Source organism: Kitasatospora sp. NPDC002227, from assembly GCF_040296285.1.
GTDB lineage: Bacteria > Actinomycetota > Actinomycetes > Streptomycetales > Streptomycetaceae > Kitasatospora.
In genome coordinates, this window is the sequence record NZ_JBEOWY010000002.1 from 192,246 (window position 1) to 213,873 (window position 21,628).

The window sequence follows — 21,628 nt, forward strand, 5'->3', positions numbered from 1 at the left end:
ACGGGCGGGGCGGGGCCGCTCCGACGCGCCCGGCGATTCGGACACGATCGGCCTGAAGCGGTCAGGCTCGACCACGAGCGGACGGTCCGCGCCGCGTCGGGGGCGGCCGATAGGGCCTGGCTGACAATCCCCGTCGGATCAGGCCGGGTCGTTCGGTGCGTGCTATCGGCGTGCCGCAGGAACGCCCTCGTAGCGGAGCTACTTGGGCGTTCCGGCCGTGCGGCGAAGGGGTCACCTCCCGGCCGAAGGCTGGGGGCGCGTGCCGGGCGGGCCGGACCCGGCGGGGATTGTCAGCCAGGCCCTACCCTCAGGGGCATGGCGAACAGCAGCTCTCCCGAGGCACCGATCCCGGTCGCGAAGGTCTCCGCACTGATCGGGGGGTGGATCGACCGGCTGGGCGAGGTCTGGGTCGAGGGGCAGATCACCCAGCTGAACCGGCGGCCGGGGGCCGGGGTGGTCTTCCTGACCCTGCGGGATCCGGAGCGGGACGTCTCGCTCACCGTCACCTGCTTCCGCGCGGTGTACGACCGGGTCGCGGAGGGCGTGAAGGAGGGCTCGCGCATCCTGGTGCACGCCAAACCGGAGTGGTACGCGGCGCGCGGCACGCTCTCGCTGCGCGCCTCCGAGATCCGGCTGGTCGGCCTCGGCGAGCTGCTGGCCCGGCTGGAGCACCTCAAGCGGCGGCTCGCCGAGGAGGGCCTGTTCGCCGAGGCCCGCAAGAAGCCGCTGCCCTTCCTGCCGCACTGCATCGGCCTGGTCACCGGCCGGGGCAGCGCGGCCGAGCGGGACGTGCTGGAGAACGCGCGGCGGCGCTGGCCGGCCGTCCGGTTCGAGGTGCGCAACGTCGCCGTCCAGGGGGTGAACGCCGTCGGCCAGGTCACCGCCGCGGTGCGGGAGCTGGACGAGCACCCCGAGGTGGACGTGATCGTCGTGGCCCGGGGCGGCGGCAGTGTGGAGGACTTGCTGCCGTTCTCCGACGAGAGCCTGGTCCGCGCGGTGGCCGAGGCCCGGACCCCGGTGGTCAGCGCGATCGGGCACGAGCCCGACCAGCCGCTGCTCGACTTCGTCGCCGATCTGCGGGCCTCGACGCCGACCGACGCCGCGAAGCGGGTGGTGCCGGACGTCGGCGAGGAGCTGGCCCGGGTCCGGCAGCTGCGCGACCGGGCCCGGCGGCAGGTCTTCGGCCGGGTCGAGCGGGAGCTGGCGGGGCTGGCGAGCGTCCGCAGCCGCCCGGTCCTGGCCGCTCCGCACCGGTTGGTGGACGGGCCGGCCGGGGAGATCGATTCCCTGCTCGAACGCTCCCGCCGCTGCCTCGGCCACCGCCTGGACGCCGCCGAGTCCGACCTCGGCCACACCCTGGCCCGGGTGGTCGCCCTCTCCCCGCTGGCCACTCTGGAGCGCGGCTACGCCGTCCTGCAGCGGGCCGACGGCCACGTGGTGACGGACGCGGCCCAGGTCACCCCGGGCGAGCAGCTGCACGCCCGGGTCGCCGAGGGCGGCTTCGGGGTGACCGTCCGGGAGGGCTGACGCCTTCGGCAGGCGGGCCCGCTGCCGAGAGACACCGTCAGACAGACCTACCGGTTCCAGGACTCCCAGAGCGCCGCGTACGGGCCGCCGGCCGCGACCAGCTCCTGGTGCGGGCCGACCTCGGTGAGGCGGCCGTTCTCCATCACGGCGACGCGGTCGGCGTCGTGGGCGGTGTGCAGGCGGTGGGCGATCGCGATGACGCTGCGGCCCGCCAGGACGGCTGCCAGGGCGCGCTCGGTGTGGCGGGCCACCGTCGGGTCGAGCAGTGCGGTGGCCTCGTCCAGGATCACCGTGTGCGGGTCGGCCAGGACGACCCGGGCCAGGGCGAGCTGCTGGGCCTGGGCGCCGTCCAGCCGGTGGCCGCCGGCGCCGAGTTCGGTCTCCAGGCCGTCGGTGAGCTCGTGCGACCAGCCGACGGCGGCCAGGGCGGCGAGCAGCTCGGGGTCGGCGGCGCCCGGTGCGGCGATCTGCAGGTTGTCCCGCAGGGTGCCGAGGAAGACGTGGTGCTCCTGGGTGACCAGGACGACCTGGCGCCGCAGCTGCTCCGGGTCGAGCCCGGCGATCGGGACACCGCCGACCGTCACCGTGCCGGTCCGCGGCTCGTCCATGCCGGCCAGCAGCCGGCCGAGGGTGGTCTTGCCCGAGCCGGACGGGCCGACCACGGCCAGCCGCTCGCCCGGACGGACCGTCAGGTCCACCCCGTGCAGGACGTCCTCCCGGCCGTCGTAGGCGTAGCGGACGCCGGACACCTCGATCCGGTCGTCCGCCGGAGCGGCGCCGCGGGCCGAGGGGATCCGCGGGGCCTCGGCCAGCCCCTCGACCCGGGCGAAGGCGGCGCCGCTGCTCTGCAGCTGGTCGATCCAGATCACGATGGTGTCGAACGGCGGCTCCAGCTGGCGGACGAACAGCGCGGCGGCCACGGCCTCCCCGAGGGTGACCATGCCGTGCGCGTGCAGCAGGCCGCCGGTCAGCAGGACCACCACCACCGGGACGGTGTAGGAGGAGCTGACGATCGGGAAGAAGACGTTGCGCAGGAACAGCGTCCGCTCGCGGGTGCGGCGGCACTCCTCGACGGCGGCCTCGCCGGCCGCGATCCGGCGCTCCTGCAGGCCGAGCGCCTCGACCGTCCGGGCGCCGGCGGCGTTGGCGGCGAGGACTTCGGCCAACGCGGAGTTGGCGGCGCCCTCGGCGAGGTAGCCGGGGCGGGCCCGGCGCAGGTACCAGCGGGCGCCGGACCAGATCCCGACCATCCCGACCGTCCCGCAGGCGCCGAGCAGCGGCTGGACGGCGAAGATCGCGCCGAGCACGAAGACGATCTGGACCAGGGCGACGAACACGTCCGGGGCGGCGTCCCGCAGCGCGGTGCCGACGGCGGCGACGTCGGTGGTGCCGCGGGTGGTCAGGTCGCCCGTCCCGGCCCGTTCGACGGTGGTCGGGGGCAGGGCCAGGGCGCGGTCGGCGAACTGCTCGCGGATCCGCGCCGAGGTGCGCTCCCCGAACCGGTGGGCGACGTACCGGGCCTGCCGGGCGAGCAGCAGCTGGGCGAGCGCGCCGACCACGATGGCCAATGCCAGCCGGTCGACGGTGTGGGTGCCGGCGCCGTGCTTGACCTCGTCGATGATCCGGCCGAGCAGCCAGGGGCCGGCCAGCCCGGCCAGGGCGGCCAGCGCATTGAGGGCGATCAGGGCGGTGAAGCCCCGGACGTCCCGGCGGACCGCCGCCAGGGTGGCGCGACGGACGGCGGCGGGCCCGGCGACGGGGAGGAGGGCACTCATCGGACGGTCTCCTCGGTACGGGGGGCCGGGACGGCGGTCTCCTCGGCCTCGGCGCGGGAGACCAGGGCGAGGTACCCGGGGTGGTCGCGGAGCAGGTCGCGGTGGCGGCCGGTGGCGGCGACCTTGCCGTCGACCAGGTACTGCACGGTGTCGGCCTGGTCGAGCAGGAGCGGCGAGACGCCGGTGACCAGGGTGGTCCGCCCGGCCCGGGCGCGGCGCAGGCCGGCGGCCATCGCGGCCTCGGTGTGCGAGTCGACGGCGGAGGTCGGTTCGACGGCCAGCAGCACCTCGGGGTCGGCCGCCAGCGCGCGGGCCAGCCGCAGGCGCTGGCGCTGGCCGCCGGAGAGGTTCCGGCCGTCCGCCTCGATCGGGGAGTCCAGGCCGTCCGGCAGTTGGCGCAGGACGTCGAGGGCGGCGGCGGCCTCCAGGGCGGTGAGCAGGGCCTGGTCCTCGGGCCGGTGGCGGCCGGAGAGCACCTCGCGCAGCGGGCCCGCGAACAGGGCGGCCTCGTTGTCCGCGACCAGGATCCCGCCCCGGACGGCGGACAGGGCGAGGGCGTCGAGCCGCTCGGTGCCCCACTCGGCGGTGGTCGGGGCGAACCGGCCGAGCCGGTCGACCACGGCGGCCGCGTCCTGCGGCCGGGCGCAGGCCAGCACCGTCAGCCGGCCGGGGTGCACCTCGACGCCGGACTCCGGGTCGCGCAGCACGGCGGGCTCGGCGGGTGCCTCGGCGCCGTCCGGCCGGGTGCCCGGGTCGAGCGAGAGGAAGCGGACCACCCGGGCGGCGGCGACCAGCCCGCGGCTGATGTCCTGCCCGCTCTCGACCAGGAACTGCACGGGGAAGACCAGCACCGCCACGTAGCCGTAGACCGCGACCAGCTCACCCACCGAGATGTCGCCGGAGGCGGCGAGGCGGGCGGCCAGCCAGGTCACGGCGGCGAGGAAGAGCGTGGGCAGGCCGACCCCGAAGGACTGCAGCCAGCTGGTGACGGCGCCGACCCGGTAGCCGTCGGCCCGCAGGCCCTGCGAGTCGCTCCGGTAGCGCTCGGCGTAGGTCTCCTTGCCGCCCAGGCCGTTCAGCACCCGCAGCCCGCCCGCCATGTCCTCGAACCGGGCGGCGAGCCGGCCCTGCCGGTCGCGGTAGCGGGACTCCGCGCCCCGCAGGCGGCCGAGCAGCGGCCCGACCAGCACCGTCATCAACGGCACACCGATCAGCACGACGGCGGCGAGCAGCGGGGAGACGGACAGCAGCAGGACGGCCACCGTGCCGATCGCGACCAGCGAGCCGATGCCGGGACCGACGAAGGTCAGCGTGCGGGCGATCTGGCCGACGTCGCCGATCCCGATGGTGACCACCTCGCCGGAGGTGACCAGCCGGGGCAGCGCCGCGCCGAGCCGGACGGACTGCCGGTTCACCACCCGGACGGTGCGGAAGGTGGCGTCCATCCGCAGCCTGGTCATGGTGCGGTGGCGCAGCATGCTGATCCCGGCGTTGAGCAGGCCGGCCACCAGGATCCCGGCGGTCCAGGCGAGCAGCACGCGGGGCCGGCCGGCCGAGAGTCCGTCGTTGACGGCCCGGGACAGCAGGTACGGCTGCAGGGTGAGCATCAGCATCCAGGTGATGCTCAGCGCGGCCCCGGTGGCCACCCGGCGCCGCTGCCTGCCGGTCAGCCAGACCAGGAAGCGGACCGCACTGCGGATGTCCGGCGTTCCCGGATCGGCGTTCGATTCGTGCACCGTCGCACCTTAGCTTTCGGCGGCTTGGTGGAGCCGGGTCCGGGAGAGGGCGACGGAGTGCTCGTGGAAGCCGAGGCTGCGGTAGAGGTCCTGGCCGTCGGTGGTGGCGTGCAGGTCGATCCGGGTGGCGCGGTGGGCGTCGAACCAGGCGAGCAGGGCCTCGGTGCAGGCGCGGGCGTAGCCGTGGCGGCGGTGGCCGGGGTCGGTGCTGATGTTGAAGACGAAGCCGAACAGGCCGTCGGGGTGGCCCGGGGCCGGGAGGCGGCGCTCGAGGGTGCCGACGGCGCAGGAGGCGAGGCGGCCGGGGCGGCCCGGGTCGTCGACCACGAAGGCCGGCATGGTGACGGGCGCGGCCGCCAGGCGCCCGCGCAGCTCGCGCTCGGCCACCGCGTGCCACTCGGCGGGCCCTTCGGGCTCGGGCTCCCGGCCGTCGGCCACGGCCATCGCCGCGAACATCAGGGCCCGGAGCCGGACCAGCTCGGGGGCGTCGTCGGGGGTCGCCAGGCGCACGGTGATCATGGCCGGGAGGGTAGCGGGAGCCCCCGATGCCGCACACCTGGTTTGTGGGCGCCAGCCCCTAGGCTGGGCGGTATGACGGAGCAGCAGCAGGACGACAGCCTCGGGTACGAGCAGGCGCGGGACGCGCTGCTGGACGTGGTGCGGCAGCTGGAGGCCGGCGGGGTGCCGCTGGAGGAGTCGCTCGCGCTGTGGGAGCGCGGCGAGCAGCTGGCGAAGGTCTGCCAGCGCTGGCTGGACGGGGCCCGGGCCCGGCTGGACGCGGCGCTGGCCGCCGAGGAGGCCGGGCAGGTGGCGGAGGCCGGCTGAGGTACGACCGGCCCTCGATTCAAACAGAAGTGTGACGCGGCTCACTCGAATTGCGGAATAGTTGAAGCTTCACCTACTGTTGAACCCGTAGAACGGCGCGCCTTTCGCCGTTCCGTGACGCTTCACACACCGAGGTACGCCTGATCATGACCACCGTTGCCACCGAGCTCTTCGCCCTCGACGCCGCCGCTCAGGACCTCCTCTTCCGCGAGGCCCACACCGCCCACGCCTTCACCGACGAGCCGGTCAGCGACGAGCAGATCCAGGCCATCTACGACCTGGTGAAGTACGCCCCGACCGCCATGAACCAGTCGCCGCTGCGCATCGTGCTGGTCCGCACCCCGGAGGCCAAGGAGCGCCTGGTCGGCCACATGAACGACGGCAACAAGGCCAAGACCGCCGCCGCCCCGCTGACCGCCATCCTCGCCGCGGACCACGAGTTCCACGAGCACCTGCCGCGCCTGTTCCCGGTCTACCCGACCGCGAAGGACATGTTCGCCGCCAACGACGAGGCCCGCGTCGGCTCCGCGCAGATGAACGCCACCCTGCAGGCGGCGTACTTCTTCCTCGGCATCCGCGCCGCCGGCCTGGCCGCGGGCCCGATGGCCGGCTACAACGCCGAGGCCCTGACCAAGGACTTCTTCGGCGAGGGCAAGCACTCGGTGCTGGCCGTGGTCAACATCGGCAAGCCGGCCGAGGGTGCGTTCTACCCCCGCGGCGAGCGCCTGGCCTACGACGAGGTCGTCACCTCCGTCTGAGCCCGCCGAACGACGAAAGGGAGGCCCCGCCCGGGGCCTCCCTTTTCGCGTGCCCGACCGGGGCTGCCCCACCGGGCCGCCCCCGAGCGGCCTACTTCAGCGACTGCGCCAGCACGCCGAGCTCGTCGTAGCTCGCGGTGCCGGTGACCACCGTGGTGGCCTTGCCGGTCTGGACGGTCAGCGCGCGGTAGCGCTCGCCCTGCAGGCGCTGCCAGTCCTGGGCGCCGAGCTTGGACTCGCCGTCGGCCTGGCCGCCGGGCACGGTGGCCTTCAGCACGTCGGCCCGGGCGCCGTCGCTCTGCTCGATCGCGGCGTACTGCCTGCTCGGGGTCTCGAAGCCCAGGTGCCAGACCGCGTGGCCCGCCGGGTCCTTCTTGTACTCGACCGAGGTCGCCTTCCAGCCCGCCGGGAGATCGGCCGGGCCGAGCAGCTGGTACGGCGCCGCCCGCCGGGCCGAGGCCAGCGAGGAGGAGTAGTCGATCGGGAGGATGCGGTCGCCCTTGGTGTCGTGCGGGATGAGCACGTACGCACCGGCGCCCACGGCGCCCACCGCCAGCATCGACAGGATCATGTCCCGTACGGTCTGCCGGCCTCTCTTGCTGCTGTTGCCTGCCACCCGTCCATGGTGACCCATCGCTGTCGGGAAGCCGACACCCGGGGTCCCGGTGGAGGGGTGAAACGGCGCATAACGGATCACAATCGCAGGTGAGGGGGACACGCGCCACAGACAGTCATCTCAAGGGCAGATACGATCGCATGACCCTCAGCACGGCGTTCGACCCAGGCAGTAGTCGGGCGCTCACTGGCCGTCGCGTACAGAGAGGTATCGACGATGACCGCCCCGCACGCCCCGCAGTTCCCGCACCACCTTCCGAGCGCCCTTGAGGTCGCCCCCGAGGCACCGGACCGCAACCTGGCGCTGGAGCTCGTCCGCGTCACCGAGGCCGCCGCGATGGCGGCCGGCCGCTGGGTCGGCCGCGGTGACAAGAACGGCGCCGACGGCGCGGCCGTGAAGGCCATGCGCACGCTCGTCTCGACCGTCTCGATGAACGGCATCGTCGTCATCGGCGAGGGCGAGAAGGACGAAGCCCCGATGCTCTACAACGGCGAGCGGGTCGGCGACGGCACCGGCGCCGAGTGCGACGTCGCCGTGGACCCGGTGGACGGCACCACGCTGACCGCCAAGGGCATGGCCAACGCCGTCGCCGTGCTGGCCGTGGCCGACCGGGGCACCATGTTCGACCCGAGCGCCGTGTTCTACATGGACAAGCTGGTCTGCGGCCCCGAGGCCGCCGAGTTCGTCGACATCACCGCTCCCCCGGCCGTCAACATCCGCCGGGTCGCCAAGGCCAAGGGCAGTGCCGTCGAGGACGTCACCGTGATGATCCTGGACCGCCCCCGCCACGAGAAGCTGGCCCGCGAGGTCCGCGAGGCCGGTGCCCGGATCAAGTTCATCTCCGACGGTGACGTGGCCGGTGCGATCATGGCGGCCCGCGAGGGCACCGGCATCGACCTGCTGCTCGGCGTCGGCGGCACGCCGGAGGGCATCATCGCCGCCTGCGCGATGAAGTGCATGGGCGGCGTGATCCAGGGCCGCCTGTGGCCCAAGGACGACGCCGAGCGCCAGAAGGCGATCGACGCCGGCCACGACCTGGACCGCGTGCTCCTCACCGACGACCTGGTCAGCGGCGAGAACGTCTTCTTCGTCGCCACCGGCATCACCGACGGCGAGCTGCTGCGCGGGGTCCGCTACCGCCAGGAGACCGCCACCACCAGCTCGCTGGTCATGCGCTCCAAGAGCGGCACGATCCGCCAGATCGACTCCACCCACAAGCTCGCCAAGCTGCGGGCGTACAGCGCGATCGACTTCGACCGCGCCAACTGAGCCGTCCGCGCCAAGGCGCGGTTGCACTGTCCAGGGGCGCGGGGAACTGCGCGCATGCGGAAGGATCCGGCCTGCGGCCTACCGCTTCGCGCAGTTCCTCGCGCCCCTGGGTTTTGCAACTGGCTCATAGCGAGACCTGGCAGGTCGGCTTCTTCCGACCTCGCGCACGCAGTTGATCAAGCAGGGCCCCGCGCCCCCAGATAGTGCAACTAGCCGGCTATCCGGCGGGCAGCCGGTACGCGGATCTCGGTCTCGCGGCGGCGGCGCCGGGCGAGGACCACGCGGCGCTCGGCGGCGGTGAGGCCGCCCCAGACGCCGTAGGGCTCGGGCTGCAGGAGGGCGTGCTCGCGGCACTCCAGGAGCACGGGGCAGCGGGCGCAGACCTGCTTGGCCTGCTCCTCCCGGGCCAGCCGCGCGGCGGTCGGCTCCTTGGAGGGGGCGAAGAACAGCCCCGCTTCGTCCCGGCGGCAGGCCGCGCCGGTGTGCCAGGGATTGTCGTCCAGATGGTCGAGCTGCTGCGCCACGGCGCCCGCCTGGGGAGCGGGCGGGCGCCGCACCGCAACAACAGCGGTGCGGGCGCTGGACTCGATCGGATGCAGCACGGCTTACTCCTGACGAGACTCGACTCGGGGGAAGGCTCGCCTCTGCCCGGCCCCCCGCGCGCCCCGCGCCGCGACCCCGGGCGGCCTCGACCTCCCCGGCGTCGGCTGCCTCCGGGGGCACAGCCGTACAAGAAACGATGTGCGACAGGAACTACCCCGCCGTAGCGCGATTCATGCACACCGCAAGGGGCCGACTACGGAGTGCACTCACCCCAGGAGCGAGTGCCCATCCGGAAGTTGACGGTATGTCCGGCTTCGCCGGGCCGCCATGGCGGGCCTACTCACCCAGCTGCTTGCGCACCCACTCCTTGAGCTTCTTGCCCCGGCGCGGCTTGGCGTCCACCCCGCCGAAGACGGCCGCGCCCTTGATCCGCACCACCGGAGCGTACGGGTCGGCCGAGACCTGCTCCTTGACGTCGAAGCCGCCGAACACCCCGGCGCCGGTGCCCAGCAGGGTGACGTTCTCGGGCACCTTGATGTCGACGCCGCCGAAGACGGCGATCACCTCGATGACCACCTCGGGGGATTCGAAGACCGCGTCGGAGAGGTCGATCTCGACCCCGCCGAAGACGGCCACGGCGCGCAGGTGGGAGCCGACCCGGAAGCGGCCCTTCCGGCTCGCGCCACCGAAGACGGCGACGGCGGTGGGCGCCTCGGTCCGGGCCGGGGGCAGCGGCGCGGGGGCCGGAGCGGGGGCCAGGGCCGGCTTCTCCATCGAGATCGGGCGGTGGGTCGGCAGGTCCCTGGTCAGCGGGACCAGCTCGCCGAGGGTACGGGCGCTGTAGGCGGCCTCGATCCGCTCGGAGTGCTCCTCCACGGTGAGGCGGCCCTCGGCGTAGGCGTCGCGCAGCAGTTCGGCGATCCGCTCGCGGTCGGCGTCCGAGGCGCGCAGCTCGGCCTCGGCGACCGGGCCGGCCGCCGGCACGGCCGCGGGCTCGGCCTTGCGCATCGGGACGGGGCTGTCGGGGACGGACTGGCCGTCCTGCGGGCTCTGGTCATCCTGTGACGGCGTGTTCTCCACGGCCCAAGCGTAGTCACCGGGGGCACCGTCCGAACGGGAGTTCGCCGATGACCCACCCGACGTGGTCGGCGTGACCCCGGTCACGAAGGCTCACCTGTACGCGTCGGGGGTGCCGCCGCCGCCTACCCTTGAGGGTGCTTCGCCGACGCAGCCGGATCAGTTAAGGACACCCCCATGGCTCCCACGCCAGAGTTCGCCTACTCCGACCTCCTCCCCCTGGGGGCCGACCCGACCCCGTACCGGAAGATCACGTCCGAGGGTGTCTCCACCTTCGAGGCGGGCGGCCGGACGTTCCTGCAGGTCGAGCCGGAGGCGCTGCGGCTGCTCACCGCCGAGGCGATGCACGACATCTCGCACTACCTCCGCCCCGCGCACCTCGCCCAGCTGCGCCGCATCCTGGACGACCCGGAGGCCAGCCCGAACGACCGCTTCGTCGCGCTGGACCTGCTGAAGAACGTCAACATCTCGGCCGGCGGCATCCTGCCGATGTGCCAGGACACCGGCACCGCGATCGTGATGGGCAAGCGCGGCCAGAACGTGCTGACCTCCGGCCAGGACGAGGCCGCCATCGCCCGGGGCGTCTACGACGCGTACACCAAGCTCAACCTGCGGTACTCGCAGATGGCTCCGGTGACCATGTGGGACGAGAAGAACACCGGCAACAACCTCCCGGCCCAGATCGAGCTGTACGCCACCGACGGCGACGCGTACAAGTTCCTCTTCATGGCCAAGGGCGGCGGCTCGGCCAACAAGTCGTACCTGTACCAGGAGACCAAGGCGATCCTCAACGAGTCGTCGATGCTCAGCTTCCTGGAGCAGAAGATCCGCTCGCTCGGCACCGCGGCCTGCCCGCCGTACCACCTGGCGATCGTGGTCGGCGGCACCAGCGCCGAGTTCGCGCTCAAGACCGCCAAGTACGCCTCCGCGCACTACCTGGACAACCTGCCGACCAGCGGCGACGCCGCCACCGGCCACGGCTTCCGGGACCTGGAGCTGGAGGCCAAGGTCACCGAGCTGACCCAGAAGATCGGCATCGGCGCGCAGTTCGGCGGCAAGTACTTCTGCCACGACGTCCGCGTGATCCGCCTGCCGCGCCACGGCGCCTCCCTGCCGGTCGCGATGGCCGTCTCCTGCTCGGCCGACCGCCAGGCGCTCGGCAAGATCACCGCCGAGGGCATCTTCCTCGAGCAGCTCGAGACCGACCCGGCGAAGTACCTGCCGGACACCACGGACGAGCACCTCGACGACGAGGTCGTGCGCGTCGACCTCAACCAGCCGATGGCCGAGATCCGCGCCCAGCTCGCCAAGTACCCGGTGAAGACCCGCCTCTCGCTCAGCGGCACCCTGGTCGTGGCCCGCGACATCGCGCACGCCAAGATCAAGGAGCGCCTGGACGCGGGCGAGGGCATGCCGCAGTACATGAAGGACCACCCGGTCTACTACGCCGGCCCGGCCAAGACCCCCGAGGGCTACGCCTCCGGCTCCTTCGGCCCCACCACGGCCGGCCGGATGGACTCCTACGTCGACCAGTTCCAGGCGGCCGGCGGCTCGATGGTCATGCTGGCCAAGGGCAACCGCTCCAAGCAGGTCACCAAGGCCTGCAACGAGCACGGCGGCTTCTACCTCGGCTCGATCGGCGGCCCGGCGGCCCGGCTGGCGCAGGACTGCATCAAGAAGGTCGAGGTGCTCGAGTACCCCGAGCTCGGCATGGAGGCGGTCTGGCGGATCGAGGTCGAGGACTTCCCGGCCTTCATCGTCGTGGACGACAAGGGCAACGACTTCTTCGCCGAGGTCACGGACGGCCCGCTGATCACTGCCATTCGCGTCCGCTCCGCGGAGTAGCCGGCAGAGCCGGTCCGCGGAGTAGAAGCAGCCCCGGAACGACGAACGCCCCGGCCACCGGGAGGTGGTGCGGGGCGTTCGGCGGTGTACGGCGTTAATCCACGGCGCACGGCGGGGTTACGGGAGGCTGGTGACGAAGCCGGTGGACTCGTGGTCCCCGCCGGTCTTCGTCTCGGCCGGGGCCGCCTCGGGCGCCGGGGCGGCCTCGGGCGCCGAAGCCGCTCCGGTGGCGGCCGGGGCCTCGTTCTCCAGGTGGGTCAGCATGTTCTGGACCGGCGTGTCGTCACCGGTGGTGAGGTCCGTGGCAACAGCCTGGTCGTTCCCCACCAGCTGCTGGCCAGCCGACGCGTCGGGGATCCGGTTCTCGGCCATGGATTGGGCCGCCTTTCGAGTCATCGGATATCTTCGAACCCGACCGAGCCGGTCGGGGCGCCCGGACAGTATCGTAGAGGCCGTTAAATGTCTTATAAACACCTGGCCGCTCGTCCTGTTCTCCAACGTTTGCGCGCCTCCCTTTAAGCTGTCGCCTCGCAGCTGACCGCATGCACGTCGCGCTTCGGCAAACAAGATCACAGGCCATCGGGGGATCACATGGAGCTTCGGGAAACGCCGCACTCCACAGCGCTGCGCTTCCAGGTGCTCGGTCCCGTCCAGGCCTGGCGCGGTGAGCAGCAGCTCTCACTCGGCTCCCCGCAGCAACAGGCCGTGCTCACCGCGCTGCTGCTGCACCACGGCCGCCCGGTGACCACCCAGGACCTGGTGGACGGCCTCTGGGGCGAGAACCCGCCGCCGCAGGCCGTCGCGGCCCTGCGCACCTACGTCTCCCGGCTGCGCACCGTCATCGAGCCCAACCGTGAGGTCCGGGCCCGGGCGGAGCTGCTGGTTTCGGTCAGTGATGGCTACGCGCTGCGGGTGCCGCCCGAGGCGGTGGACCTCGCGGTGTTCGACGCCCTGGTCGCCGAGGCCTCGGCGGCCCGGGTCGCCGGTGACGCCCCCCAGGCGCACCGCCTGCTGGTCGAGGCGCTCGCACTGTGGAGCGGCCGGCCGCTCGCCGGGGTGCCCGGCACCTACGCCGACGCGCAGCGGCTGCGGCTGGGCGAGCGTCAGATCACCGCCTGGGAGGAGCGCTGCGCCACCGCGCTCGACATCGGCCTGCACGCCGAGGTGGTCGCCGAGCTGAGCACGCTCGCCGCCGAGCACCCGCTGCGCGAGCGCCTGCGCGAACTGCTGATGCTCGCGCTCTACCGCTGCGGGCGGCAGGCCGAGTCGCTGGGTGTGTACGCCGACACCCGCAAGCTGCTGATCGACGAGCTGGGGGTCGAGCCGGGGGCCGGTCTGGCCACCATGCACTCGAGGATTCTGGCCGCAGATCCTACGCTCGCTCCCGCGCCGACTATGCCGGTGGAAAATTCCGAACGGGACAGCGGACCGGCCTTCACCCCGCCCGCACAGCTCCCTGCCGATGTGTCCGATTTCAGCGGCCGCGCGGCACTTGTCGGTGAACTTCAAGCCGTCCTGCAGAATGCGTCCGGCCAAGCCGTCGTGGTCACCTCGCTCGCCGGGATCGGGGGGGTCGGAAAGACGACGCTCGCCGTCCATGTCGCGCACAGTGTCCGTTCCGAATTTCCCGACGGACAGTTGTACGTCGATCTCCGTGGTGCCGGTGCCTCGCCCGCCGACCCGGCGGTCGTGCTCGGTGACTTCCTGCACGCGCTCGGCGCCACCGAGACCCCGGAGTCGCAGGACCAGCGCGCCGCGCTCTACCGCTCCCTGCTGGCGGGCCGCCGGATGCTGATCCTGCTGGACAACGCCCAGGACGCCCACCAGCTCTCCCCACTCATCCCCGGCGTCGCGGGCTGCGCGGTCCTGGTGACCAGCCGCTCCCGGCTGGCCGGCATCCCCGGCGCGCACCTGGTGGACGTCGAGGAGCTGACGCCCGAGGAGGCGCTGGCGCTCTTCTCCGCGATCGTCGGCGAGCAGCGGGTGGCCGCCGAGCCGGAGGCCGCGCTCGCGGTGGTGACGGCCTGCGGGTTCCTGCCGCTGGCCGTCCGGATCGCCGCCGCCCGGCTGGCCAGCCGGCCGCGCTGGACCGTCTCCGACCTGGCCCGTCGGTTAGCGGACCAGCGGCGCCGCCTCGACGAGCTGCAGCTCGGCAACCTCGCGGTCGAGACCACGATCGGACTCGGCTACGGGCAGCTCAGCCCCGAGCAGGCGCGTGCCTTTCGCCTCCTTTCCCTGGTGGACTCCCCCGACCTCCCGCTGAGCGCGGTGGCCGCGCTCCTCGGCATGCCCGAGGACCCGGCCGAGGAACTGGCGGAGGCCCTGGTCGAGGCCAACATGCTGGAGTGCTTCACCCCGGGCCGGTACCGCTACCACGACCTGCTCCGGCTCTACGCCCAGCACCGCAACCAGAAGCTCGGGGACACCGAGGAGCAGCAGGCCGCCCAGCTGCGGCTGCTCGAACTGCTGCTGGCGACCACCCGCAACGCCGCCAGAGCGATCGAACCCGACGACCTGGAGCTGGAGCCGCTCAACGCCCCGGCCAGGCCGGGGCTCACCCTGGACACCGCCCCGCGGGCCCAGGACTGGCTGCGTACGGAGACCGCTCTGCTGCTCAGCAGCGTCGAGGCCGGGGTCCGGGGGCCGAGCGAGCTGACCCGGCCGGCCGTCGACCTGCTGCTCATGCTGCACACCATGGTCGAGGACCCGACGCACGGCCCGCGCATCCTGCAGAGCCTGCAGGTGGCGGACGACAAGGTCCGGGCGAACCGGGACCGGGCCGCGACGGCCCGGGTCCAGTTCGCGCTCGGCTTCCAGCAGTACGTGACGAGCGACTTCCAGAGTGCCGAGGTCTCGCTGCGGGAGAGCCTGGAGCACCAGGACGAGAGCGGCAGCAAATCACTGCGGCTGACGGTCGCGAACCTGCTCGGCATCATGCTGACCGTGGCCGACCGCTCCGCCGAAGGCCTGCCGTTCCTGGAGGAGGCCCTCGGGCTCTGCCGGGAGCTGGACGCCCGGATCAGCGAGGCCCGGCTGCTCGGCAACATCGCCCGGGCCCGGCTGAACATCGGGCAGCAGGACGCCGCGGTCACCGCGGTCGGGGAGGCGGTCGCGACCGCTCGGGCGTCCGGCGTCATGGCCTGCCTCGCGGACACGCTGTACCAACTGGGTGTGGTGCTCTCCTCGACGGACTCCCCCGCCAGCGCGGCCGTCCACCTGCGCGAGGCCCGCGATCTCTACCAGGAGCAGCGGAACCGTCTGCGCGAGGCCTACACCCTCGCCCGCCTCGCGACCTGTCTGCTCGGTGACGGCCAATCACCGGAGGCCGCCGAGGCGGCCGACGAGGCACTGGCGATCGCTCAGGAGCTCGACGCGGCGTACTGCCAGGGCCTGGCGAACGCCGCGCTCGGTGAGGCCCTCCTGGAGTTGGGCCAGCCCGCTCGCGGACTGGCTTGCCTCCAGGAGGCTCACGCGATCTTCACCCGACTCGGTGTGCCCGAGGCCTCCCCCGTGAAGGACCTCATCGACCAGCAGCACACCGAGTCCCTCGTTCCCCCCGCGCCGTAGCCCGTCCCCCAACGGACCTTCCCCCTTGGTCCGCGTCGTCGACGTCCCCGCAGCCCCCCGGCTGCGGGAACGTCCTTGACGCTTCCCCGGCGCTGAACAAAGACTGACAGGGGCCGATTGACGTTCGATAAACGTCTGCTGTTATGGCGTTTTCGCAGGTCAGAGTGGGTAGGTCCGGGTACGACCGGCGTGCGCCCGCCGGACGAGCCCCTGATGCGCCATGCACGCCCCCGCCGCGAGCCTCCGCGTTCTTGGCCATATTCGTCCGGGTGGGCACGAGTTGACCGGAAAGGGTCCCCACAGCCGGGTGATCACGCCTATTCTCGGAGGCCAGCCCCTCTCTGCTCGACCCGGGGCGCGGGCACGAAGCAACGGGCACGGCAGCACGGCGGAGGCGGTACGAGCGGGTACGACAGCGCGGATGACAGCGCCGGACGCGGCGGCGTGACGGACCGCGGCAGGGGGCGGATCGGCGGCCGGTGAGGTCTGCCCGCCGCTGCCTGCGGCCAGGGTGGAAGGTGCCTCTCAATCGTGACGACCGGACAGATATCCGACCCCGCCCGGGGCCACGGGCCCGGCGCCGCCGACCCCGCCGCCTGTCGCCGCCGCGCCGAGCGCGCCCTGCAGGCCGTCGCCTTCGACACCATCGGCGAGAGCTACACCACGGTCTTCCCCGGCAAGGCCGGGCAGCTGGCCTGCGGCGAGTGGCTCCTCGCCGAACTGCCCACCGGCGCCCGGGTGCTGGACGTCGGCTGCGGCACGGGCGACCCGACGGTACGTCAGCTCGCGGCCGGCGGGCTCGAGGTGACCGGCGTCGACCTCTCCGACGGCATGCTCACCCTGGCCCGGCGCACCACCCCCGAGGCCGCCGCCTACCACCGGATCGACATGTACGACCTGGCCACCCCGCGCGCGGCGACCGCCTGGGGCCTGCCCGAGCTCGGCCCCCGGGCCGCCGGCTCCTTCGACGCGGCCACCGCCTTCTTCTCGCTGATCCTGCTGCCGCAGCGTGAGATCCCGCTCGTGCTCGCGCGCATCCGCACCCTGCTGCGCCCCGGCGGGCTGCTGGCGCTCGGGATGGTCGAGGCCGACCTCGACCACGCGCCGCTGCCCTTCCTCGGCCACGAGATAAGGATCAGCGGATACCTCCGCGAGGAGCTGCACCAGACGCTCTCCAGAGCCGGTTTCACCGTAACCGCGCAGACCGGCCACCCGTACGCCCCCGCCAGCACCACCCTGCCCCCGGAGGAGCAGTTGTTCCTGTGCTGTCGGCGGACGGGCTGACCCCCCTCCCGTCCCCCCGACCCCGACCTCCCAGAACGGGAAGCCCGTGCGCGACCCCCTCAAGCCCCAGGCGGGCCAGCCGCCCGTCGTACCGGCCCAGCGTCGGCCGCCCTCGCCGCCGGGCGCCCCGCCGCGCCCGGCCGTCCTGCCCCGGACGGCCGAGCGGCTGGCGTACCTGGACAGCGCCACCCGGCGGATCAACAGCTCGCTCGACCTCCCCGCCACCCTGCGCAACCTGGGCAAGGTGCTCGTCCCAGCCCTGGCCGACGCCGCCGTGGTGCACCTGCGCGACCCGCTGCCCAACGTCGAGCGCGACCCCGGCCACCCCACCGCCCTCCACCTGCACCAGTCCTTCGGCACCCGGCTCGGCCGCCGCCTGCGCACCCGGGACGTTCGCCCCGGCGGCGCACTCGCCCAGGCGCTCGGCCGGGCGCTGCCCGCCGGGCCGGTGGTGCTCGGCACCCCCTCGGCCGCCCCGCTGCGGCCGCTCCTGGAGGAGCTCTACGGCCCCCGCGCGCTCAGCCGGCTGGCTCCCGGCACCGCACTCCTCGCCCTGCCGCTGCGCGGCCGCAAGGCGGTGCTCGGGCTGCTCCTGCTGATCCGCCGCCCCGGCAAGGCGGCCGCCGAGACGGAGGGCGTCACCCCGTTCGGCCGGGTCGGCGCGCTGAAGCGCACCTCCGCCTTCGAGCTCACCTCGGCCTACGACCTGGCCAGCGCCTTCGACGCCACCGACAGCGCCACCGCCGCCCATCTGGCCACCCAGGCCGGCCTCGCCGTGGACACCGCCCTGCGCTACTCCCGCGAGTGGGAGATCGCCGACGAGCTGCAGCGCTCCATGCTGCCCACCCACCTGCCGCAGCGGCACGGCGTCCGGCTCGCCCACCGCTACCTGCCAAGCGAGAGCGGCGCCCAGGTCGGCGGCGACTGGTACGACTCGGTGCCGCTGCCCGGCAACCGGGTCGCCCTGATCGTCGGCGACGTGATGGGCCACTCGCTCACCTCCGCCGCGATCATGGGACAGCTGCGCACCAGCGCCCAGACCCTGGCCGCGCTCGACCTGCCGCCGCACGAAGTCCTCTACCACCTGGACGAGCAGGCCCAACGGCTCGGCCGCGAACAGCACCTGGCCACCTGCGTGTACGCGGTCTACGACCCGATCGCCAACCGGGTGGTGATCGCCAACGCGGGCCACGTCCCGCCGCTGCTCGTCCAGCCGGACGGGCGGGCGGACCTGCTGGACCTCCCGCCGGGCGCACCGATCGGGGTCGGCGGGGTCGACTTCACCTCGGTGGAGCTGGCGGCGCCGCCCGGGTCCGCCCTGCTGCTCTTCACCGACGGCCTGGTGGAGTCGCGGCGGCGGTCGCTGACCACGGGCCTGGAACTGCTGCGCAGCCGGATCTCCAGCGCGCGGGGGGACTCGCCCGAGCAGCTCTGCCAGGAGGCGCTGCGGATCCTCCCGGCGGGCGAGCGGGGTGACGACATCGCGCTGCTGGCCGCGGCGTTCGACGGCATTCCGGCGGAGGACGTCGCGTACTGGTACCTGCAGCCGAGGCACGAGACGCCCGGGCGGGCGCGGCGGCTGGCGGGGCACGCCCTGCGGCGCTGGGGGCTGGAGCTGCTCGTGGACAACACCGAACTGATGGTCAGTGAGCTGGTGACCAACGCCATCCAGCACGCCACGCGGCCGGTGACGCTGCGACTGGTGCGGACGTCGGTGCTGCGGTGCGAGGTGGGGGACGACTCGGCGCTGTTGCCGCGGGCTCGGCGGGCGGGGCCGGAGGACGAGCGGGGGCGGGGGTTGCAGATAGTGGCACGCTGCGCGGAGCGCTGGGGCGCGACCCGGCTGGGGGCGGGGAAGGTGGTCTGGTTCGAGCAGCGGCTGCCGTCGGGGTGAGCTTCCAGGGGCGCGGGGAACGGCGCGGGGTCGGAAGAAGCCGACCTGCCGGCTGCCGCAGAGAGCCAGTTGCACTACCAGGGGCGCGAGGAACTGCGCGAAGCGGGAGGCTGCAGGCCGTGCGTGGTTGGCAGCGCAGTTCCTCGCGCCCCTAATGGTTTCCCATGTGCCTCAAGGCTTCCCAGGCGCGGTCGCCGAGGACGGCTTGGGCCAGGGGCGGGTTGTCGGCGAGGCGGCGGACGGCTCGGAGGACGTCGGCCTGCCAGAGGTCGCGCAGGGCTGCCGCGATCTCCGCTGCGGCAGGGGTGTCGCCGGCTGCGTTGCGGGTCTGCCATTCGGCGAGGAGGGCGCGGACGACGGTGAAGGCGAGACGGCGGGCGCGGACCAGTTCGGGGCGGGAGTTGAGGCCGAAGACGTCGATGGTGGCCTCACCCTTGGGGGTGAGGGGGGTGTAGGCGCCGGAGGCGAGCAGGAGGCGCAGGTGGTCGGCCGGGTCCTCGCGGGCCGGGTCGATCAGGAGCGGCGAGCCGGCGGCGTCGCAGGGGAAGCGGTCGCGCTTGCGGTTGCTGTTGCAGTAGGCGCAGGCCAGCAGGTGATTGTGCCAGTCGAAGGTCCGCAGCGGGGCCCGCGCGATCGGCTCGAAGTGGTCGATGTCGGTACCCAGGTTGTCGCCGCAGTACATGCAGCGGGCCAGCCCGGGCGCCATCCGGTTCAGCAACTGCCGGATCCGCGCCTTGGGTTCGCGGGCGCCGCGCCAAGCCGCCCGCCCATTGGCGGTGTTCGGCCCGGCGTGCCGGATCGCCTCGGTGCGGCGGGCCAGGTCGGCCGCCAACTGCGGCTGGAGCGGCGGCCGTTGGACCGGGATCACGAGCCGCCGCCGATCCGCCCCCGCAACTCCTGGGCCCGGGCGGCGAGCGAACTGTTGAGCTTGGCACCGAGCTCCTGGTACTCGGCGATCTCGGCGGCGGTGGCCTGGCCCGCGTACAGCTTGCGTTCGAGCGCGACGAGCAGCTCCCGCTCGGCCTCCGCCTGCGGCGAGTACGCGCTGGGCAGGCCGAACAGCGCGGAGACCGCCGCGTCATCGCCACTGCCGTAGACCACCCGCTGCTGCTCATCCTCGTCCAACACCCGTGGCGGGGAGGGAGGTTCGCCAGGCCCGGGGAGATGGATCAGGCCGCCCGGGTCGGCCGCCTGGCAGACGTACGGACTGTGGGTGGCGACCACGAACTGGAGGTTGGGGAAGTGGCCGACCAGCCACTCGCCGAGCCGCTGCTGCCAGGCCGGGTGCAGGTGCGCCTCGGCGTCGTCGATCAGGGCGAGGCCAGCGATCGGGGCGGTCGGCGGCCCGCCGGGCACCACCAACTCCTCCTCCGGTTCCCAGCAGTGGGCCTGCCGGAGCAGCTCGGCCACCAGGGCGACCAGCGCCCTGGCGCCGCCGCCGAGGGCCTCCAACGGCAGGACGGCGCCGCCGAGTTCGACCCGCAGCCCGTCCGGGCCGTGGCCGGCGATCCGGTACCCCTCGGGCAGCAGCCCGTCGTCGAGCAGCGCGAGCGCACCCTCCGGCAGCCGGGCCGGGGCGGCGGGGGCGGCGGGGAGCACGGCGCAGAAGTGGTCGCCGGGGCGCAGCGGCCGCCCGTGCTCGTCGTCCAGCCGGGCGGCGCCGAGGCCGCCGAGGGCCTGGAGCAGGCTGGTCTTGCCGGAGCCGTTGGGCCCGGCCAGCACCGTCCAGCCGGAGTGGGAGCCGTCGGGGCGGGTCAGCTCGAGGTCGACCGCCCGCCCGCCGTGGAAGTACCTGTGCTGGTCGATCCTGATCCTGGAGACGTACACCCCGTGCCCTCCCGCCCGCCGGATGCCCCCAGTCTTCCCGTCGGGGTGACGCTCACTCCACGATGCGGACCGGGAGTTCGGCCAGGGCCTCGCGCAGGGAGGCGGCGAAGCGGTCGTACTCGGCGGTGCGGGCCGAGCCGGGGCGGGTGGCCAGGCCGATCCGGCGGCCGGGGGTGGGGTCGGCGAAGCGGGCGACGGCGAGGCGGTCGGTGCGGCCGGCCTCCACGTCGAGGGCGGTGGCCGGGAGCAGGGTGACGCCGAGGCCGCCCGCGACCAGCTGGACCAGGGTGGAGAGCCCGGCGGCCCGGGTCGAGCCGCCGGTGGCCTCTGCGCCGACCTCGCGGCAGAGGTCGAGGGCCTGGTCCCGCAGGCAGTGGCCCTCCTCGAGCAGCAGCACGTCGAGGTCGAGCAGCGCGTCACGCGGCAGGCCGGTGACCCCGGCCAGCTCGTGGTCGGGCGGGGTGACGAGCACGAAGTCCTCGTCGAAGAGCGGGATGTCCCGGGTGGGCGAGGAGCCCCCGGCGGGGAGGGCGAGCAGCAGCACGTCGAGCCGCCCGGCGGCCAGCCCGTCGAGCAGCGAGGGGGTGCGCTCCTCGTGGACGTGGAGCTCCAGCTCGGGGTAGCTTGCCCGCACCAGCCGCAGCACGGCGGGCAGCAGGTACGGCGCGACGGTCGGGATGACGCCCAGGTGCAGCGGCCCGGTGAACGGGCGGCGGGCGGCCTCGACCTCCTCGGTCAGCTCGTGCAGCGAGGAGAGCACGCGGCGCGCATGTGCGGCCACGCGCTCGCCCAGCGGGGTGATGATGACCCTGCGGGTGGTGCGCTCGACCAGCTGCGCACCCAGGGCCTCCTCCAGGGCGGCGACCGCCCCGGAGAGGGCGGGCTGGCTGGTGCCGATCACGGCGGCGGCGTCGCGGAAGTGCCGGGTCTCGGCCACGGCGGTGAAGGCGCGCAGCTGGGCGACGGTGGGCGTGCGGGTGGCGCGGGGCTTTGCGGGGGTGGGGCCGGTGGTACTGATAGCTCTCTCCGATCAGATGTATCGAGTCTAGCTATTTCCCCGATCAGTCCTCGGTGTGTCACTGTGG

General features: G+C 73.5%; 18 protein-coding genes. 8 read left to right on the forward strand and 10 right to left on the reverse strand.

Going from position 1 to position 21,628, the window contains the following annotated elements; translation table 11 throughout:
* The first annotated feature begins 315 nt into the window (after positions 1–315).
* Entirely contained in the window at positions 316–1,527 is a 1,212-nt protein-coding gene (gene xseA, locus ABT095_RS02760) for an exodeoxyribonuclease VII large subunit (protein WP_350527433.1), read from the forward strand.
* A 47-nt stretch (positions 1,528–1,574) separates the two neighbouring features.
* On the opposite strand, the gene ABT095_RS02765 is transcribed toward xseA, so the two are convergent.
* Genes ABT095_RS02765 through ABT095_RS02775 form a run of 3 tightly spaced genes read right to left on the reverse strand, consistent with a single transcriptional unit; the run spans position 1,575 to position 5,557 of the window.
* Positions 1,575–3,302, reverse strand: coding sequence for an ABC transporter ATP-binding protein (locus ABT095_RS02765; protein ID WP_350527434.1), 1,728 nt, complete (start codon positions 3,300–3,302; stop codon positions 1,575–1,577).
* Positions 3,299–5,038, reverse strand: coding sequence for an ABC transporter transmembrane domain-containing protein (locus ABT095_RS02770; protein WP_350527435.1), 1,740 nt, complete (start codon positions 5,036–5,038; stop codon positions 3,299–3,301). The genes ABT095_RS02765 and ABT095_RS02770 overlap by 4 nt, the downstream gene beginning before the upstream one ends.
* Positions 5,039–5,047: 9 nt before the next feature.
* Positions 5,048–5,557, reverse strand: a complete 510-nt coding sequence (locus tag ABT095_RS02775; RefSeq protein WP_350527436.1) for a GNAT family N-acetyltransferase — start codon at positions 5,555–5,557, stop codon at positions 5,048–5,050.
* A 72-nt stretch (positions 5,558–5,629) separates the two neighbouring features.
* Between ABT095_RS02775 and ABT095_RS02780 the strand changes: the two genes are divergently transcribed.
* Positions 5,630–5,863, forward strand: coding sequence for an exodeoxyribonuclease VII small subunit (locus ABT095_RS02780; RefSeq protein ID WP_350527437.1), 234 nt, complete (start codon positions 5,630–5,632; stop codon positions 5,861–5,863).
* 146 nt (positions 5,864–6,009) lie between these two features.
* A complete protein-coding gene (locus ABT095_RS02785) occupies positions 6,010–6,621 on the forward strand; it encodes a malonic semialdehyde reductase (RefSeq protein WP_350527438.1) in 612 nt (203 codons plus the stop codon).
* Between the two features lie 91 nt (positions 6,622–6,712).
* Here ABT095_RS02785 and ABT095_RS02790 read toward each other — a convergent pair whose 3' ends face one another.
* Positions 6,713–7,255, reverse strand: coding sequence for a DUF4245 domain-containing protein (locus ABT095_RS02790; RefSeq protein ID WP_350527439.1), 543 nt, complete (start codon positions 7,253–7,255; stop codon positions 6,713–6,715).
* 198 nt (positions 7,256–7,453) lie between these two features.
* Between ABT095_RS02790 and glpX the strand changes: the two genes are divergently transcribed.
* A complete protein-coding gene (glpX, locus tag ABT095_RS02795; protein ID WP_350527440.1) occupies positions 7,454–8,506 on the forward strand; it encodes a class II fructose-bisphosphatase in 1,053 nt (350 codons plus the stop codon).
* Positions 8,507–8,715: 209 nt separating this feature from the next.
* Here the strand turns inward: glpX and ABT095_RS02800 are convergent, their stop codons facing one another.
* Positions 8,716–9,108, reverse strand: a complete 393-nt coding sequence (locus ABT095_RS02800) for a WhiB family transcriptional regulator (protein WP_350527441.1) — start codon at positions 9,106–9,108, stop codon at positions 8,716–8,718.
* A 277-nt stretch (positions 9,109–9,385) separates the two neighbouring features.
* Complete coding sequence (locus tag ABT095_RS02805; RefSeq protein ID WP_350527609.1) at positions 9,386–10,057, reverse strand: DUF1707 SHOCT-like domain-containing protein; 672 nt, start codon at positions 10,055–10,057, stop codon at positions 9,386–9,388.
* A 246-nt stretch (positions 10,058–10,303) separates the two neighbouring features.
* On the opposite strand from ABT095_RS02805, the gene ABT095_RS02810 reads away from it, so the two are divergent.
* A complete protein-coding gene (locus tag ABT095_RS02810; RefSeq protein ID WP_350527442.1) occupies positions 10,304–11,971 on the forward strand; it encodes a fumarate hydratase in 1,668 nt (555 codons plus the stop codon).
* A gap of 117 nt (positions 11,972–12,088) precedes the next feature.
* Here the strand turns inward: ABT095_RS02810 and ABT095_RS02815 are convergent, their stop codons facing one another.
* A complete protein-coding gene (locus ABT095_RS02815) occupies positions 12,089–12,343 on the reverse strand; it encodes a hypothetical protein (RefSeq protein WP_350527443.1) in 255 nt (84 codons plus the stop codon).
* Between the two features lie 219 nt (positions 12,344–12,562).
* On the opposite strand from ABT095_RS02815, the gene ABT095_RS02820 reads away from it, so the two are divergent.
* The 3 genes from ABT095_RS02820 (at position 12,563) to ABT095_RS02830 (ending at position 18,716) form a co-directional block, all read left to right on the forward strand.
* Positions 12,563–15,538 carry an AfsR/SARP family transcriptional regulator gene (locus tag ABT095_RS02820; protein WP_350527444.1) on the forward strand — a complete coding sequence of 992 codons (2,976 nt, stop codon included), beginning with the start codon at positions 12,563–12,565 and terminating at the stop codon, positions 15,536–15,538.
* Between the two features lie 621 nt (positions 15,539–16,159).
* Entirely contained in the window at positions 16,160–16,822 is a 663-nt protein-coding gene (locus ABT095_RS02825) for a class I SAM-dependent methyltransferase (protein WP_350527610.1), read from the forward strand.
* A 46-nt stretch (positions 16,823–16,868) separates the two neighbouring features.
* Positions 16,869–18,716, forward strand: a complete 1,848-nt coding sequence (locus ABT095_RS02830; protein WP_350527445.1) for a SpoIIE family protein phosphatase — start codon at positions 16,869–16,871, stop codon at positions 18,714–18,716.
* 151 nt (positions 18,717–18,867) lie between these two features.
* Here the strand turns inward: ABT095_RS02830 and ABT095_RS02835 are convergent, their stop codons facing one another.
* The 3 genes from ABT095_RS02835 to ABT095_RS02845 are packed head-to-tail and all read right to left on the reverse strand — an operon-like array spanning position 18,868 to position 21,561.
* Complete coding sequence (locus ABT095_RS02835) at positions 18,868–19,584, reverse strand: HNH endonuclease (RefSeq protein ID WP_350527446.1); 717 nt, start codon at positions 19,582–19,584, stop codon at positions 18,868–18,870.
* Positions 19,581–20,543 carry an AAA family ATPase gene (locus ABT095_RS02840; protein ID WP_350527447.1) on the reverse strand — a complete coding sequence of 321 codons (963 nt, stop codon included), beginning with the start codon at positions 20,541–20,543 and terminating at the stop codon, positions 19,581–19,583. The genes ABT095_RS02835 and ABT095_RS02840 overlap by 4 nt, the downstream gene beginning before the upstream one ends.
* Positions 20,544–20,595: 52 nt before the next feature.
* Positions 20,596–21,561: a LysR substrate-binding domain-containing protein gene (locus tag ABT095_RS02845; RefSeq protein WP_350527611.1), complete on the reverse strand. Its 966-nt coding sequence runs from the start codon at positions 21,559–21,561 to the stop codon at positions 20,596–20,598.
* Positions 21,562–21,628: the final 67 nt, after the last annotated feature.

Bases quoted from the DNA above. Each gene is read 5' to 3' on its own strand.
- xseA (WP_350527433.1), top strand. From the start codon at position 316: ATGGCGAACAGCAGCTCTCCCGAGGCACCGATCCCGGTCGCGAAGGTC.
- ABT095_RS02765 (WP_350527434.1), bottom strand. From the start codon at position 3,302: ATGAGTGCCCTCCTCCCCGTCGCCGGGCCCGCCGCCGTCCGTCGCGCC.
- ABT095_RS02775 (WP_350527436.1), bottom strand. From the start codon at position 5,557: ATGATCACCGTGCGCCTGGCGACCCCCGACGACGCCCCCGAGCTGGTC.
- ABT095_RS02780 (WP_350527437.1), top strand. From the start codon at position 5,630: ATGACGGAGCAGCAGCAGGACGACAGCCTCGGGTACGAGCAGGCGCGG.
- ABT095_RS02785 (WP_350527438.1), top strand. From the start codon at position 6,010: ATGACCACCGTTGCCACCGAGCTCTTCGCCCTCGACGCCGCCGCTCAG.
- ABT095_RS02790 (WP_350527439.1), bottom strand. From the start codon at position 7,255: ATGGGTCACCATGGACGGGTGGCAGGCAACAGCAGCAAGAGAGGCCGG.
- glpX (WP_350527440.1), top strand. From the start codon at position 7,454: ATGACCGCCCCGCACGCCCCGCAGTTCCCGCACCACCTTCCGAGCGCC.
- ABT095_RS02805 (WP_350527609.1), bottom strand. From the start codon at position 10,057: ATGCGCAAGGCCGAGCCCGCGGCCGTGCCGGCGGCCGGCCCGGTCGCC.
- ABT095_RS02810 (WP_350527442.1), top strand. From the start codon at position 10,304: ATGGCTCCCACGCCAGAGTTCGCCTACTCCGACCTCCTCCCCCTGGGG.
- ABT095_RS02815 (WP_350527443.1), bottom strand. From the start codon at position 12,343: ATGGCCGAGAACCGGATCCCCGACGCGTCGGCTGGCCAGCAGCTGGTG.
- ABT095_RS02820 (WP_350527444.1), top strand. From the start codon at position 12,563: ATGGAGCTTCGGGAAACGCCGCACTCCACAGCGCTGCGCTTCCAGGTG.